This is a genomic window from Enterobacter cloacae complex sp. SHL021 (assembly GCF_049237765.1).
GTDB lineage: Bacteria > Pseudomonadota > Gammaproteobacteria > Enterobacterales > Enterobacteriaceae > Enterobacter > Enterobacter cloacae.
Genome location: NZ_JBMKJG010000001.1, coordinates 255626 through 270998, shown reverse-complemented (window position 1 = coordinate 270998; position 15373 = coordinate 255626). Strand labels below are relative to the sequence as shown.

General features: G+C 52.0%; 18 protein-coding genes. 8 read left to right on the top strand and 10 right to left on the bottom strand.

The genetic code is table 11. The features are described from left to right. The first annotated feature begins 39 nt into the window (after positions 1-39). From ACOTZF_RS01250 to ACOTZF_RS01240, 3 genes are all read left to right on the top strand, one after another. Positions 40-966, top strand: a complete 927-nt coding sequence (locus ACOTZF_RS01250) for a Kdo(2)-lipid IV(A) acyltransferase (protein ID WP_029881949.1) — start codon at positions 40-42, stop codon at positions 964-966. Between the two features lie 142 nt (positions 967-1108). Then, complete coding sequence (gene mdtG / locus ACOTZF_RS01245; protein WP_028027946.1) at positions 1109-2326, top strand: multidrug efflux MFS transporter MdtG; 1218 nt, start codon at positions 1109-1111, stop codon at positions 2324-2326. 97 nt (positions 2327-2423) lie between these two features. Then, a complete protein-coding gene (locus ACOTZF_RS01240; protein WP_014831418.1) occupies positions 2424-2798 on the top strand; it encodes a MysB family protein in 375 nt (124 codons plus the stop codon). Positions 2799-2804: 6 nt separating this feature from the next. On the opposite strand, the gene ACOTZF_RS01235 is transcribed toward ACOTZF_RS01240, so the two are convergent. The 3 genes from ACOTZF_RS01235 to mdoG all read right to left on the bottom strand — a co-directional run bounded on the left by ACOTZF_RS01235 (position 2805) and on the right by mdoG (position 7191). Further along, the gene (locus ACOTZF_RS01235) at positions 2805-3032 is read right to left on the bottom strand and encodes a YceK/YidQ family lipoprotein (RefSeq protein WP_013097162.1); all 228 of its coding nucleotides are present in this window, start codon (positions 3030-3032) and stop codon (positions 2805-2807) included. Positions 3033-3116: 84 nt separating this feature from the next. Next, a complete protein-coding gene (mdoH, locus tag ACOTZF_RS01230) occupies positions 3117-5645 on the bottom strand; it encodes a glucans biosynthesis glucosyltransferase MdoH (RefSeq protein WP_129318176.1) in 2529 nt (842 codons plus the stop codon). After that, on the bottom strand, positions 5638-7191 hold the full coding sequence (gene mdoG / locus ACOTZF_RS01225) for a glucans biosynthesis protein MdoG (protein WP_020689627.1): 1554 nt from the start codon (positions 7189-7191) through the stop codon (positions 5638-5640). Before mdoG ends, mdoH begins: the two co-directional genes overlap by 8 nt. A gap of 255 nt (positions 7192-7446) precedes the next feature. Here mdoG and mdoC point away from each other — a divergent pair, with 255 nt between their 5' ends. Next, a complete protein-coding gene (mdoC, locus tag ACOTZF_RS01220) occupies positions 7447-8586 on the top strand; it encodes a glucans biosynthesis protein MdoC (RefSeq protein WP_013097165.1) in 1140 nt (379 codons plus the stop codon). A gap of 34 nt (positions 8587-8620) precedes the next feature. On the opposite strand, the gene ymdB is transcribed toward mdoC, so the two are convergent. The 5 genes from ymdB to csgB all read right to left on the bottom strand — a co-directional run bounded on the left by ymdB (position 8621) and on the right by csgB (position 11103). Further along, complete coding sequence (gene ymdB, locus ACOTZF_RS01215) at positions 8621-9163, bottom strand: O-acetyl-ADP-ribose deacetylase (protein WP_045295774.1); 543 nt, start codon at positions 9161-9163, stop codon at positions 8621-8623. Positions 9164-9268: 105 nt separating this feature from the next. After that, positions 9269-9589 carry a type 1 fimbrial protein gene (locus tag ACOTZF_RS01210; RefSeq protein WP_057072656.1) on the bottom strand — a complete coding sequence of 107 codons (321 nt, stop codon included), beginning with the start codon at positions 9587-9589 and terminating at the stop codon, positions 9269-9271. A 161-nt stretch (positions 9590-9750) separates the two neighbouring features. Next, positions 9751-10083 carry a curli assembly chaperone CsgC gene (csgC, locus tag ACOTZF_RS01205; protein ID WP_057072653.1) on the bottom strand — a complete coding sequence of 111 codons (333 nt, stop codon included), beginning with the start codon at positions 10081-10083 and terminating at the stop codon, positions 9751-9753. A gap of 61 nt (positions 10084-10144) precedes the next feature. Next, on the bottom strand, positions 10145-10606 hold the full coding sequence (gene csgA / locus ACOTZF_RS01200; protein ID WP_023620194.1) for a curli major subunit CsgA: 462 nt from the start codon (positions 10604-10606) through the stop codon (positions 10145-10147). Positions 10607-10647: 41 nt separating this feature from the next. Continuing rightward, complete coding sequence (csgB, locus tag ACOTZF_RS01195; RefSeq protein ID WP_045295773.1) at positions 10648-11103, bottom strand: curli minor subunit CsgB; 456 nt, start codon at positions 11101-11103, stop codon at positions 10648-10650. A 744-nt stretch (positions 11104-11847) separates the two neighbouring features. Here csgB and csgD point away from each other — a divergent pair. From csgD to csgG, 4 genes are read left to right on the top strand one after another with little or no spacing between them, the layout of a single operon-like run. Then, a complete protein-coding gene (gene csgD / locus ACOTZF_RS01190; RefSeq protein WP_129252626.1) occupies positions 11848-12498 on the top strand; it encodes a biofilm master transcriptional regulator CsgD in 651 nt (216 codons plus the stop codon). A 4-nt stretch (positions 12499-12502) separates the two neighbouring features. Continuing rightward, complete coding sequence (csgE, locus tag ACOTZF_RS01185) at positions 12503-12892, top strand: curli production assembly/transport protein CsgE (RefSeq protein WP_023620196.1); 390 nt, start codon at positions 12503-12505, stop codon at positions 12890-12892. 23 nt (positions 12893-12915) lie between these two features. Further along, positions 12916-13329: a curli production assembly/transport protein CsgF gene (csgF, locus tag ACOTZF_RS01180; protein ID WP_013097173.1), complete on the top strand. Its 414-nt coding sequence runs from the start codon at positions 12916-12918 to the stop codon at positions 13327-13329. A gap of 26 nt (positions 13330-13355) precedes the next feature. After that, positions 13356-14189: a curli production assembly/transport protein CsgG gene (gene csgG, locus ACOTZF_RS01175; protein ID WP_028027948.1), complete on the top strand. Its 834-nt coding sequence runs from the start codon at positions 13356-13358 to the stop codon at positions 14187-14189. Between the two features lie 43 nt (positions 14190-14232). Here the strand turns inward: csgG and ACOTZF_RS01170 are convergent, their stop codons facing one another. Together ACOTZF_RS01170 and ACOTZF_RS01165 are read right to left on the bottom strand one after the other, a co-directional pair. Continuing rightward, the gene (locus tag ACOTZF_RS01170; RefSeq protein ID WP_072200468.1) at positions 14233-14715 is read right to left on the bottom strand and encodes a DUF1097 domain-containing protein; all 483 of its coding nucleotides are present in this window, start codon (positions 14713-14715) and stop codon (positions 14233-14235) included. Between the two features lie 96 nt (positions 14716-14811). After that, a complete protein-coding gene (locus tag ACOTZF_RS01165) occupies positions 14812-15366 on the bottom strand; it encodes a TorD/DmsD family molecular chaperone (RefSeq protein WP_013097176.1) in 555 nt (184 codons plus the stop codon). Between the last annotated feature and the right edge of the window lie 7 nt (positions 15367-15373).

Sequence of the window (15373 nt, the reverse complement as noted above, 5' to 3'; positions counted from 1 at the left end):
GACACTAAGACCTTCAGGACGTTAGAAAACAGGACCGACATGACCCAATTACCGAAATTTACCGTCACCCTTTTGCATCCTCGCTATTGGTTGACCTGGCTTGGCATTGGCTTTTTATGGCTTCTGGTCCAACTCCCCTACCCGGTTATTTTCCGTCTGGGCAAAAACCTGGGTCGTCTTGCGCAAATGTTTATGAAGCGTCGCGCCAGAATTGCCTACCGCAACCTTGAACTGTGCTTTCCGGACATGAGCGAGGCTGAACGTCATGACATGGTGACCAGGAATTTTGAGTCTGTCGGCATGGGGCTGATGGAAACAGGAATGGCGTGGTTCTGGCCGGACAAACGCATGGCACGCTGGAGCGTCGTTGCCGGTACGGGGATGGAGCCGGTACATTCGCTGCAGGCGAATCAGACGGGCGTGCTGCTGATTGGCGTACACTTTCTGACCCTGGAAATCGGCGCCCGTATGTTCGGTATGCAGGCGCCCGGCATTGGGGTTTATCGTCCAAACGACAACCCGGTTATTGATCTGATCCAGACCAATGGCCGTATGCGGTCCAACAAAAGCATGATCGACCGTAAGGATCTGAAGGGTATGATCCGCGCCCTCAAATCAGGTGAAGTAGTCTGGTATGCCCCCGATCACGACTACGGCCCGCAATCCAGCGTATTTGTTCCGTTCTTTGCCGTTGAAGAGGCGGCCACCACCACGGGCACCTGGATGCTGGCACGCATGTCCAAAGCCGCCATCGTCCCTTTTGTTCCGCGCCGCAAACCGGATGGTTCGGGTTACGAATTGATTATGCTGGAGCCCGAACTGGCGCCTCCACTGGATGATGCTGAAACCACCGCACGCTGGATGAACGGCATTGTCGAGAAATGCATTATGCTCGCACCGGAGCAGTACATGTGGCTGCACCGCCGCTTTAAAACGCGGCCAGAAGGTACGCCGTCCCGCTATTAATTCCCCCTGCGGCCCTTTGGGCCGCTCCCTGTTTTAGCTTTAAAAGCTCTCCCTCATTGCGGCAATCATAACCCAGGCGCATAATTAGCAGGCTTATTACTTCATGCCTTACGGTGCGCTGCACCTCATTATTCGGATTGTTATGTCACCCTCAGATGCCCCCATAAACTGGAAACGTAACCTTACGGTTGCCTGGCTTGGCTGTTTTCTTACCGGCGCGGCGTTTAGCCTCGTGATGCCCTTTCTGCCCCTGTACGTTGAACAACTGGGCGTGACGGGCCACAGTGCGCTCAATATGTGGTCTGGTCTGGTGTTCAGCATTACTTTCCTCTTCTCCGCCATTGCTTCGCCGTTCTGGGGCGGCCTTGCCGACCGTAAAGGGCGTAAAATCATGCTGCTGCGCTCGGCGCTGGGAATGGCCATCATCATGGCGTTAATGGGTGTGGCGCAGAACGTCTGGCAGTTTCTGATTTTGCGCGCACTACTTGGCCTGCTGGGAGGATTTATTCCCAACGCGAATGCGCTGATCGCCACCCAGATCCCGCGTCATAAAAGCGGCTGGGCGCTCGGGACGCTCTCAACCGGAGGCGTCAGCGGCGCCTTGCTGGGACCTCTGGCGGGCGGCTTGCTGGCGGACAGCTATGGCCTGCGCCCGGTATTTTTCATTACTGCCAGCGTGTTGTTCCTCTGCTTTATCGTTACGCTGATCTGCATTCGTGAAAACTTCACCCCCGTCGCCAAAAAAGAGATGCTCCACGCACGGGATGTGCTGGCTTCACTCAAAAACCCCAGACTGGTACTGAGCCTGTTCGTGACGACCCTGATTATTCAGGTCGCGACCGGTTCGATTGCCCCTATTCTGACGCTGTACGTTCGCGATCTGGCAGGTAACGTGAGCAACATTGCGTTTATCAGCGGGTTGATTGCCTCCGTACCCGGCGTGGCGGCGCTGCTTAGCGCCCCGAGGTTAGGGAAACTGGGAGACCGCGTCGGCCCGGAAAAGATCCTGATTTGTGCGCTGGTGATCTCCGTGCTGCTGCTCATTCCCATGTCGATGGTGCAATCACCCTGGCAGCTGGGCGTTCTGCGCTTTTTGCTGGGTGCCGCCGACGGGGCGTTACTGCCAGCCGTTCAGACCCTGCTGGTTTACAACTCCACGAACCAGATCGCCGGGCGTATCTTTAGCTACAACCAGTCATTTCGCGACATCGGCAACGTTACCGGCCCGCTGGTGGGGGCCGGGATCTCCGCCAGCTTCGGTTTTCGCGCCGTGTTTATCGTCACGGCGGGCGTAGTACTGTTTAATGCGGTTTACTCGTGGTTCAGTTTATCCCGGACATTACGGCCGGTGGCGGAATAAGACAAATACGTGACGGCTTATTTTCGTATTCATACTTGCAGAATCAGATATTCAGCTATTCTTTCCCTGAAACCTTCTGGAAAACAGGGAGACACCAATGACCATGTACGCCACGCTGGAAGAAGCTATTGATGCCGCTCGTGAAGAGTTCCTCGCCGATAACCCCGGCGTTGATGAAGAAGATGCGGACGTGCAACAACTCAACATCCAAAAGTATGTCCTTCAGGACGGAGATATTATGTGGCAGGCCGAATTCTTTGCTGACGAAGGTGAAGAAGGCGAATGTTTGCCGATCCTGAGCGGTGAAGGCGCTCAGGCCGTCTTTGATGGTGACTATGACGAAATTGAGTTGCGTCAGGAGTGGCTGGAAGAGAACACCCTGCACGAGTGGGATGAGGGTGAATTTCAGCTCGAGCCACCGCTGGATACGGAAGAAGGTCAAACCGCAGCTGACGAATGGGACGAGCGTTAATTCCCGTTACTCATAGGGGCCGTGGCTGGCATCGATGGGCAACAACAGCGTATCGAAAATCAGCGAGAACGGCAGATCGAGCACCGTCAGGTAGCGCCATGCGGAATCCCGGACATCCCATTTCACGCCCGGATAGTACTGATTCCCGTGGCCCTGCCCCGGAATGGTGCGACTGATGATGCTGCCGCAGCCGCTCAGCAGACATGCCATCATGACGACGATGATTATTTTCATCCGTTACCTCTAAAAAAATACCGGCGTTTAAGCCGGTATTTTATCTGGCGGGTGGCACATTGCTTACCCGCCCTACGTTGCCACTTACTTCGCCTTCAGCGCCAGCGGGTTAAGCTTCAGATCGTTGTAGTAGTTCACCCACGAGGAGTAGCGCTCCGGGGAAGACCACACACGGTAGTGCAGACGCGACATAGTCACCGGATCGCTTAACAGCACCAGACGGCGGTCGCGGTTAAGTTTCTCTGGCGTCTCGTTCAGCGCCTGTTCAACGTGACGATCGCGGGCAATCTCCAGCACCTTACTGGCACGGTGACGCGCGGTAGCCATTGCCGTTGCCAGGGCGTTAAACGACGGGTTAAACACCGCGTGCATAAAGCCATCATCCAGCGTACGACGGCGGTTCTGCTCCAGATAGGTGTCAGTATCCACCAGCACCTGCGGCGGCGAATACTCTTCCGGGATCAGGAACAGCTTCCAGCGTTTGGTACGCAGGCCAACCGTTGAGCGGCTTGAAATGACCGACACAAACGGCGACAGGATCAGCGAGAAGACAATCGGCGCCAGCCAGAACAGGAAGCGCAGATCCAGCCATGCCATCCCAGCAGCCCACACCAGCCCCAGCAGCAGCTGCGAGCTATGACGCATAAAGGCTTCACCCCACGGCGTGGAGTCATCATCACGCTGCGGTGAGTTCCAGACCACTTCCCAGCCCAGGAACGCGCTGACCACAAACACGGTATGGAACAGCATACGCACCGGTGCCAGCAGCACGGAGAACAGCACTTCCAGTAGCAGTGAAACCGTTACCCGCCAGAAACCGCCATACTCCTTCGAGCCTTTGCACCAGATCAGAATGATACTGAGCAGCTTCGGCAGGAACAGCAGCACCATGGTGGAGGCAAACAGCGCTATCGCCAGCTCCGGACGCCACTGTGGCCACACCGGGAACAGCTGACGCGGTTGCAGGAAGTACTGCGGCTCCGTCAGCGCATGCACCACCTGCAGAGCCGTGGAGAGCGCCAGGAACATAAACCACAGCGGCGCAGAGAGATAAGACATCACGCCGGTCAGGAACACCGCACGGTGAACCGGGTGCATCCCTTTCACGAGGAACAGACGGAAGTTCATCAGGTTCCCGTGACACCAGCGGCGGTCACGCTTAAGTTCGTCCAGCAGGTTCGGCGGCAGTTCTTCATAGGATCCAGGCAGATCGTAGGCAATCCAGACGCCCCACCCTGCACGACGCATCAGCGCCGCTTCGACGAAGTCGTGCGACAGAATCGAGCCGGCAAACGAACCTTCGCCCGGCAGCGGTGCCAGCGCACAGTGCTCAATAAACGGCTTCACGCGGATAATGGCGTTGTGACCCCAGTAGTGGGACTCACCCAACTGCCAGAAGTGCAGACCGGCAGTAAACAGCGGCCCGTAAACACGGGTGGCAAACTGCTGGCAACGCGCGTAAAGCGTGTCCATGCCGGACGCTTTTGGCGAAGACTGGATGATACCCGCGTTCGGGTTAGCTTCCATCAGACGCACCAGACCGCTCAGACAATCACCGCTCATCACCGAGTCGGCGTCCAGCACCACCATGTAGCTGTACTGGTTACCCCAGCGACGGCAGAAGTCATCAATGTTGCCGCTTTTACGCTTCACACGACGACGGCGGCGACGGTAGAAGATCTGACCTTCGCCCTGTACTTCTGCAATCAGCTCCATCCAGGCTTTTTGCTCGGCAACGCAGATGTCCGGATTGTAGCTGTCGCTCAGGATATAGACGTCGAAATGGGCGGCGTTACCGGTCGCCTTAACGGACTCCCAGGTTGCGCGCAGCCCCGCGAATACGCGGTCAACGTCTTCGTTACAGATAGGCATAATCAGTGCCGTACGGTGCTCAGGATTCAGGGGTTCATCCCCGACCGTAGACGCCGAAATGCTGTATTTGTCTCGTCCCATCAGCAGCTGCAGGAAGCCCATCAGCGCGGTCCAGAAACCGGCCGAGACCCAGCAGAAGAGAACGGCGAACAGCAGAAGAATGCCACTTTGCAGGATATACGGCAGCAGTTGCATGAAGGAGACCCAGATATCCTGGCCCATCATGTCTGCCGGGTTGATCAGCGCCCAGCCCTGGTAAGGCAGAATCGTCTTCATGTACCAGGTTGCGACAACCGTCTGCGCCAGCGTCAGCAGCAGAAGAATGTAGCGACGGATCGTCCCCACGGTACGCCATTTCTGTTCGGAGGCCTGTTCTTCTTTTGTCAGACGCGACAGATAGCGTGGCGTCACGTCACGCCCGCGCAGGCGATCCCAGAAGCGGCCAACCGGGTTGGTACGCCAGGGGTCGGGGAACATGGAAGAACGCGTTGCTTTCGGCATCGCCTGAAGCTGATCGCGTCCTTCGTCGTCTTTAATCAACTGCCCTTCTGCCAGCGAGTCCGGCCATGCCTGCTCCAGACGTGCCTTCACTGACCCCAGCGGAGAATCGTCATCACGTGAAAACTGACGATGTTCCCCATCCAGCGCGGCATGTACCGCGCGGATGTCGCTCTCAGGCAGTGCCGCTTTTTCGATATCCGTCAGCGGCATGGCATCAATATATTCAGATGTATTATTCATTGGCAGGTAGCTGATAGCTCCAGGTTTCACTCAGCGGCTGATCGTTACTGACCAGCGCAGCGCGCATTTCAGTGGTCTGTTTCGGATCTTTCACTTTCACGCGCAGGGTCAGACGCCACCCTTTCGTTACCGGGTTGTAACGTACGGTGTTCTCAACGATCTCACCGTTATCACCGATGCTGGCCTGGGCGGTCACGGCAGTATCTGGCGCCAGTTTCTTCATGTCCTGGCCGGTGAAGTCCACCACGAAAGCGACGGTACCGTCAGGCTGACGGATAAGATTAGACTGTTTCACGTCACCCGTTGAACGGCGAGTCTGCATGACATACGCGTTATCCGGCGCATGCAGTTTGTCTTCGTCACGGCTAAAGGTGATCGTGTATTTGAAGTTCATCTCTTTCCCGGCTTCCGGCAGCTGATCCGGCGTCCAGTAAGCGACGATGTTATCGTTGGTTTCATCATTGGTTGGGATTTCAACCAGTTCAACCTTCCCTTTGCCCCAGTCACCTTTCGGGGTCACCCACGCGCTTGGACGCAGGTCGTAGCGGTCATCCAGATCTTCAAAGCGAGAGAACTGACGGCCACGCTGCAGAAGGCCGAAACCTTGCGGGTTTTCCATCGCAAAGCTGCTGACAGCCAAATGTTTCGGGTTGTTCAGCGGACGCCAGATCCACTCACCGTTACCGGCATGAATAGACAGGCCGTTGGAATCGTGCAGTTCAGGACGGAAGTTGGTCGCCGGTGACGGCTGGTTCGGCCCAAACAGGAACATACTGGTCAGCGGCGCAACGCCCAGTTTACCCACTTTGTCGCGCAGGTAGACTTTAGATTGCACGTCAACCACCGTGTCACGCCCAGGCATGATCACAAAGCGGTACGCGCCCGTTGCACGCGGGGAATCCAGCAGTGCGTAGATAGTCAGACGTTTATCCGTTGGTTTTGGACGTTCGATCCAGAACTCGCGGAAACGTGGGAATTCTTCACCTGATGGCAGCGCGGTATCAATAGCCAGGCCGCGCGCAGAAAGCCCGTACACCTGTCCCGCGCCAATAACGCGGAAGTAGCTGGCGCCGAGCATGCTGACGATTTCGTCGTTTTTATCTTTGCTGTTGATCGGGTAAAGCACCTTGAAGCCTGCAAAGCCCAGATCTTTAACCGTATCTTTGTCGTGCTGCACATCGCCAAAATTGAAGTAATCCGGGCTGTATTTGATTTTACGTACCGCCGTTGCCGTCACTTCATTGATGGCAACAGGGGTGTCGAAGTACATACCCTGATGATAAAACTCAAGCTTGAACGGGGTCTTAATATTGTTCCAGTACGCTTTATCGTGATTGAACTGGATCTGCTGATAGTCCGCATATTTCATGTCGCGGAAAACGGAGGGCAAGTTACTTTTCGGCGCTTCGTAGCTCTTGCCTGCCATCGATTTTGCCTGCTTTGCGACATCGTCGATGTTAAAGGCCAGTGCCGATGAGGTATACAGGGATAACACCACTGCAGCACCCAACCAACGCATTTTCATCATCTGTGGTTTATGTTTCATAATAAGTAAGCACTTCCCCCTTTGTGTGCTTATATCGATCCGATCCATTTTAATGGAAACTCAGGCAATCCGACAACATTATCACCGCTTTGTTCAGCTCGCTGGCTCAGGGATTAAGCAAATGAAAGAACCCGCTTTTCACTTTGCGTGCTTATCCTGGAGACAGGGTGTCGGTCTTGGTGTAGGGTTGGCTTCGAATGTAACCATTATGAGTCTTAGGGATAAGGCGAAAAGTCTGAGAATGCACAAAGTTATATGAGCACAACACCTGTAGAACGTGAATACTTCCTCGACTCGATCCGGGCATGGCTGATGCTATTAGGGATCCCCTTCCACATTTCACTGATTTACTCCAGCCACACCTGGCATGTTAATAGTCAAATGCCCTCCTGGTGGCTGACGCTGTTTAATGACTTTATTCACGCCTTCCGCATGCAGGTGTTTTTTGTCATTTCAGGTTATTTCTCTTATATGCTGTTTCTGCGCTACCCCATCAAGCGCTGGTGGAAAGTGCGCGTGGAGCGCGTCGGCATTCCGATGCTCACCGCCATTCCTCTGCTGACGCTGCCGCAGTTCATCATGTTGCAGTACGTAAAGGGTAAGGCGGAGAACTGGCCTAACCTGTCGCTGTACGAAAAATACAACACCCTGGTTTGGGAGCTGGTGTCCCACCTCTGGTTCCTGCTGGTGCTGGTGGTCCTTACCACGGTCAGCGTGTTGATTTTTAGCCGCTTTCGCCGCCATTTAAGCGACAAAGCTAACGCCTTTTTCGCCAGTATCACCCTGGGAAAACTGTCGCTGCTCTTTTTGCTGCTGGGCATCGCCTATGCGGCAGTGCGACGGACGCTGTTTATTGTCTATCCGCCGATTCTGAGCGACGGATTATTCAATTTTGTGGTGATGCAGTCGCTGTTCTACATCCCCTTCTTTTTAATCGGGGCGCTGGCCTTTATTTATCCGAAGCTTAAGTCGCTGTTTACGACGCCCTCACCGTGGTGTGCTTTTGGTGCCGCCATCGCGTTTGCGGCCTATCTGTTAAATCAGCGCTACGGCAGCGGCGATGCGTGGATGTATGAAACCGAGAGCGTCATTACCATGCTGCTGGGCCTGTGGATGGTGAATGTGGTCTTTGCGCTGGGCCACCGGCTGCTTAATTTTAAGTCCAGCCGCGTGACCTATTTCGTCAATGCTTCGCTGTTTATCTATCTGGTGCACCATCCCCTGACGTTGTTCTTCGGGGCCTATATCACACCGCATATCGCCTCCAACACGCTGGGCTTCTTTACCGGGCTGGTCTTTGTGATTGGAATCGCCATCGTGCTTTACGAAATCCATCTGCGGATACCGCTTCTGCGTTTCCTTTTCTCCGGAAAACCGCAGGTAAGAGCATCATAAAAAAACGCGGCGCACTCAGTGCGCCGCGTGTGTTTCAGGTCTCTAATTCCTGTCCGCGCTGGGTCAACAGCCGCTGATAAAGATGCAGTGTCTCCTCATCGAAACAGACAAATGTCACTTTTTCGGGCATCGGTTTAAGCGACAGGTAACGATACACGGTGTCTACCGCAATCGTCGCTGCGGCAGCTTTCGGATAGCCATAGACTCCGGTGCTGATGGCCGGAAACGCCATGGTTTTATAGCCATTATCAGCGGCCAGACGCAGGCAGTTTCGGTAGGCCTCTTCGAGGATACTCGCCTCATGCCGATCGCCGCCATGCCATATTGGCCCCACGGCATGAATCACCGCTTTCGCGGGAAGATCGCCCGCAAGCGTAATAACGGCATGACCCGGTGGGCACTCCCCCTGTTGCTGACGCACAGTCTTGCAGGCTTCCAGCAGTTGCGGTCCGGCAGCCCGGTGGATAGCGCCATCCACGCCACCGCCGCCCATCAGTGACGGATTGGCTGCATTGACGATCACATCAACGTGCATCGTCGTGATATCGCCATGAATAACGTCAATTTGCGGTTTCATAAATACCCTCTGCTTCCCGCCATTTTCTTAAGTGTATCGCAGAGGTACCCGAGAGAAAAAACTATCGGGAAAAACCTCTTCCGCCGTAAAGCGGAAGAGCAAACATCAGCGGTACTGAATTTGTACCACCGCGAGCGTTTTTTCAGGATTGAGGTACTTCATGCTGAGGGTGGCGAGGCTGGTATCGGTCACATGTCCATTAAGTGCATCTTCATAACTGACCATGCGCGTATGAATCCGGTTATTTTCCGGGCATGACAACGCAAACTGCCGCGTTTGTGCAGTCACCTCACAGGGGTCGGCGACAATCGCGCCGCGAAAATGAATGACCCCACCCTCAACAACCGTCGCCGCAAAAACCGGGGTTACAAAAAGAGAAACGAGCAGACTAAAACCAGAAGCGAATTGAGCGATATATTTGGTCACGTGTATGTACTCCTCAATGAAAATCGTCCTTGAGGGGTAAAAGCGCTCCATTAAAGCAAACGTAGTTTCACGTTCCGGAACTTAGTTGCTCAGTTCCTGATATCAGCATAGCTCAACGGTGAAGGCCTGCCACATTGGCAAATCATTGATTTTATGAATGATTAAAGCCTCTTCTCCGGCGGTGACCACTGCTGTGATAAATGAAGCGATTTACCATCAGAGACGGTGACAATAATGTTCACCGTATCCCCCGTACCAATATTTAAACTCAGCCGCATTAAATCTATCGTCTGATTAGCGGGGATAAAAAGCCTGTTTTGCTGGCGTGATGTACTTTGGCCACTCTGCCCTTCCCGTTCAGCCACGATTTGTACCTGACAATCACACGACGTTGTCAGCGTAACCTGGGGAATAATGGTGGTCATATCGCCCTGCTGCGATGTGTTAAACGTTATTTGACTGGAAAGCGCGGCAAGGAGAATTAAGGTATTCATGATGCACTCCCGAAAAAAAACAGGGCTGAGGCCCTGTTTTTTTGTAGCACAGATTTCAGTATTAATACTGATAAGCTGCAGCGTGGTTACCAAAACCAATCTGGGTAACATTGACCGTAGAATTAGACGCAGTCTGATCAACCATTGCGCCGTTAAATCCACCGTACTGGCTCACATTCATTGTAGAGTCGTGACTGTTCCATTGATCAAGCGTTGCGCTGTTGGCAAAACCATTCTGAGTCAGAGAGATGGTGCTGTCGTCAGAACCTTGTCCAACATCTGCGCCATTACCGCCACCGCTCTGGCTAATAGACAGCGTTGAATCTCTGGCATTGGTCTGCAAGGCGACAGCTGAGTTACCGCCACCGTTCTGGTAAATATTCAGGGTTGAATTTGGGCCATTACCGCCTTGACCATGGCCATGACCGTGTCCATGGCCCCAGCCACCTTGATCAATGAGACCGGCCATAGCACTACCAGAAACGACGATTGCTGCAAGAGCTGCCACTTTGATAAATTTCATGGTAAAACCCCCATCGGATTGATTAAAGTCGCCGCGAATAACTAACGTTGAATAACGCGAATTGCCATTTGCGACTGTTTTTGCACTACAACTGCGTTTTTCTGTGTACCGTACTGCGTGATGCTTGCCCTATTACCCGACCCTTTCTGGATAATTTTCGCACTATTACCAAATCCGTCCTGCGTAATATCTGCATCATTCGCAAAGCCGCTCTGAGCAATATACGCAATATTATAAGTCCCTGATTGATCAACCCGCGCCCTGTTACCTGACCCATCCTGGGAAACGATGGACAATAATTTTGAACCGTCCTGGCGCACCTGAGCGTCATTAAGTACACCCTGTTGACCAATAATGGCTGCCTGATTTAATGATGTACGGCTTAATTCATTTACCGCAAAGTTATATTCAGAGGTAGCCAAATCTGAACTCGCCGCGGTGACAACCCCAGGCGCTCCCAGTAATGTAAACATCATAAATAACGATGTGTTTTTCATGTTGCCACCCTGGACCTGGCTGATTTAAAAGACTTCAGGTTAGAACAACGCATATTTTGTTAACGCGTCGTTACGGTGAAGAGTATGTCTGCCGAAACACGTTAAATATCTCACCCGCGCGGCTTATTTTTATTTTTCAGGTCACCTCAAAGTAGTAATTCCTGAACAAAAATAGCGATAAGTGAAGCCATTTAATTTTTATAAAGCCTTATCCATCGCAAATGGGTGAAACATCGCAGCGGCTGTTCCAACGCGAGAGAGGAAGGGTTAAACGTAACGACAGGATGACATTAACGTTAACGTGTGACACAAGACGCGATTTCTTAAGGCGAAGCGGCATGCATTCCGTAGGTTAGATTTTTTTTGAAACTAATACTTTAAAATTTCTGAAAAAGAATAACATAAAAACATTAAAATCAGACACATAGAAATATTTGTATGATTTTTAAAATCTGTGCATCATTATTTAGCTGTACAACTTTTTCATCAATTAAAGGCTTTCAAGAAGGTACGAATTCATAAATTAATATTGATTTTTACATCTTGTTACACGTTTAACACTTGCTTTAAACTTCGTAAAAGCTAGATTGAAATTAGATGTACGAAAATCGTTTTATATTTTCCTCCCCTGTGGAGGTTATGGTTTGATTCTACACACAGCAGCGCAACATCTGTCAGTACTTCTGGTGTCCTCTTTTCGCAGGAGGACAACTGCCAGGTGTCATAAAAAAGTGGGGTTTCATCATGTATAATGAAGTCCATAGTTTACATGGTCATACATTACTGTTGATCACAAAACCTTCTTTGCAGGCGACCGCTTTATTACAACATTTAAAGCAATCTTTATCACTGAACGGGAAATTGCATAATATTCAACGTTCTTTCGATGATATTGTACCTGGCTGCATTATTCTTTTCGATATGATGGAAGCGGATAAAAAGCTCATCCATTACTGGCAAGATACTTTGAGCAGGAAAAACAATAACATCCGCGTGTTATTATTGAATACGCCTGACGAGTATCCTTTCCGGGACATTGAAAGTTGGCCGCATATCAATGGCGTGTTCTACGTCACTGAAGAAGAGAATCGGGTGGTAGAAGGCCTGCAAGGTATCTTGCGAGGAGAATGTTATTTTTCGCAAAAGCTGGCCAGCTACCTTATCACGCACTCCGGAAATTACCGCTACAACAGTTCAGAGTCAGCACTGCTAACGCACCGCGAGAAAGAGATCCTGAACAAATTGCGCATTGGTGCTTCAAATATTGAAATCGCCCGTTCGTTATTTATCAGCGAAAATACGGTAAAGACGCACCTTTATAATCTTTTCAAGAAGATAGCTGTTAAAAACCGAACTCAGGCGGTTTCATGGGCAAACGATAACCTCAGGCGTTAATCACATGAAACGCACCATGAGTTGGATTGCCGCAGCGGGCTTTCTGCTCGCTGCCGGGAACCTGAAGGCCGTCGAGGTCGAAGTTCCCGGATTGTTAACGGACCATACCGTCTCTTCTGTCGGACACAATTTTTATCGTGCCTTCAGTGATAAATGGGACAGTACGTATCCTGGAAATATAACAATCAACGAGCGGCCCAGTGCACGATGGGGAAGTTGGATAACAATAACGGCTAATCAGTTCGTTATTTATCAAACATTTTTATTTCCCACCAAAATAGACTTCGATAAAAACGTAGCCTTGGCGCTGGCGCAATCAGAAGACGCTATTAATCGCATGCAAATAGACAAAGCGCTATTAAGCACAAGAGATTTAGCAAAAGACGAGTTCTAGCGAACCTATATCCGGAGGCTGTCATGCGTATTGCATATGCAGTTGTTTCGATAATGCTCATCACCCCATTAAGCTGGGCCGGGAATATGACATTCCAGTTCCGTAATCCCAACTTTGGTGGTAACCCGAATAATGGGGCGTTCATGTTGAATGAAGCCCAGGCGCAAAATTCTTATAAAGATCCCAGCTTCAAGGATTTTAGCGTGGATACGCCATCTGCACTGGACAACTTCACCCAGGCGATCCAGTCGCAAATTCTGGGCGGTTTGCTGACCAATATCAACACCGGCAAACCCGGCCGCATGGTGACCAATGACTTCATTGTCGATATCGCCAACAGGGACGGGCAGCTCCAGTTGAACGTTACCGATCGTAAAACCGGAAAAACCTCAACCATTCAGGTTTCCGGTTTACAAAATAACTCGACTGACTTTTGAACAACCCCAAAATAAGGACAACGATCATGCAGCGCTTCCTGATACTTGTTGCAGTGTGCTTATTGAGCGGTTGTTTAACTGCTCCACCTAAAGAAGCTGCAAAACCGACATTAATGCCTCGGGCTCAAAGTTATCGTGATTTAACCCATTTGCCTGCCCCGACAGGTAAAATATTTGTCTCCGTCTACAACATTCAGGATGAAACCGGGCAATTTAAACCTTACCCGGCAAGTAACTTCTCTACGGCCGTACCGCAAAGCGCCACCGCCATGCTGGTGACCGCGCTGAAAGATTCGCGCTGGTTTATTCCACTGGAACGTCAGGGGCTGCAAAACCTGTTAAATGAACGAAAAATTATTCGTGCGGCGCAGGAGAATGGTACCGTTGCAGATAATAACCGCATGCCGCTGCAATCTCTGGCTGCGGCGAATGTTATGATTGAAGGGTCGATTATCGGTTACGAAAGTAACGTGAAATCTGGCGGTGCTGGCGCACGTTATTTCGGTATCGGTGCAGATACGCAGTATCAGCTCGACCAAATTGCCGTTAACCTGCGTGTCGTTAACGTCAGTACCGGGGAAGTGCTCTCTTCGGTAACCACCAGCAAAACCATACTCTCTTATGAAGTGCAGGCCGGGGTGTTCCGCTTCATTGACTATCAGCGTCTGCTGGAGGGTGAAATCGGTTATACCTCTAACGAGCCGGTGATGATGTGCCTGATGTCAGCCATTGAAACCGGAGTTATCTTCCTGATAAATGATGGTATCGACCGCGGGCTGTGGGATCTGCAAAACAAAGCAGACGTGCAAAACCCGGTACTGGTGAAATACCGCGATATGTCGGTTCCTCCGGAATCCTGACAGGACGCGCATAAAAAAGGCGAGATAGTTATCTCGCCTTTTTTTATTCACTCACCGCTGGCACGTTTTGCGCTTTTTCTCGTCGTGCCGCCAGCCACAGACCACTGTTCTTCATGGCATAGCCAAACAGCAACCCCAGCGCCAGCGAGGGGACCACCAGCTTCCAGTCACCCTGCCCCGCAAAGGTGGCACACGCCCCCATAAAGGTGCCGGGTACAAACGACAGCAACAGATGCTTTGCCTGAACGCACATCAAAAAGGCGACCACGCCCGTCATGATATAGCCGAGGATTTCCAGATGCGGAGCGAGCGCGCTGCCCTTCATGATAACCAGCGCCCAGATAACGCCGCTCATCAGCGTGCAGCCAGAGATAAAAAGCCCTTTGATCCCGCCCTGCGGGCAGGCGAAGTAGGCCGTGCAGCCAAGAAATCCAGCCCAGCTGAGCAGTCCGAGAGAGACGGCCACCCATCCCCAAAGCCCGGAGAGGATACCTGTTGTGAGTGCGATACAAAGTAATATGTTCATGGCGCGCATCTTAGCAGAAGCGCGCCATGGAAATGAGATCAGAAGCACATTATATGCAAGATGATGCGTTGCGTTGCAGAACTAATGTGACCGTGATCACTCTTCATTCTCTTCTTCCAGCTCATCCCACATTGCAGCGATGGCGTCACGCGTCAGGGGAGCCAGCGTTCTCCAGAATGGCGAGGTGGCATGCGCTTCAACTTTCCCAAGGAATGTCCCGACCCACGGCAGCAGGTACATTTCGAACAAGGTTTCGATGGCTTCGTTCTCATCGTCACCGGCGTGGTCCTCAATCCAGGATGCGGCCAGCAGCAGCGTACCGATATGATCGGCAGGCGTGTCGGTCAGCGGCATGCCGCGCTCTGAAAGAAAAGCGCGCACTTCCGCTTCCGTTGCCCCTTCCTGCCAGGCAGAGCGGTAAGGTGAAACACGGCACTCTTCCCCCACAAACAGCGCGTTGTAATCTGTGGAGATTTGCTGCATGTCGCAGCTTTTCTGCAGTCGCTCCAGTAAATCATCCTGTTCCAGCGGCCAGTTCTGCGCCAGTTTCCCTTCACGAATTAATGTAAAGAGCGGGACCAGCAGCGGGTCTTGAGGCTGGCGGTAGTACAGCGTACCCAGCACGCGGCAAAGGATGGAAAACTCATTCATTTTTTTA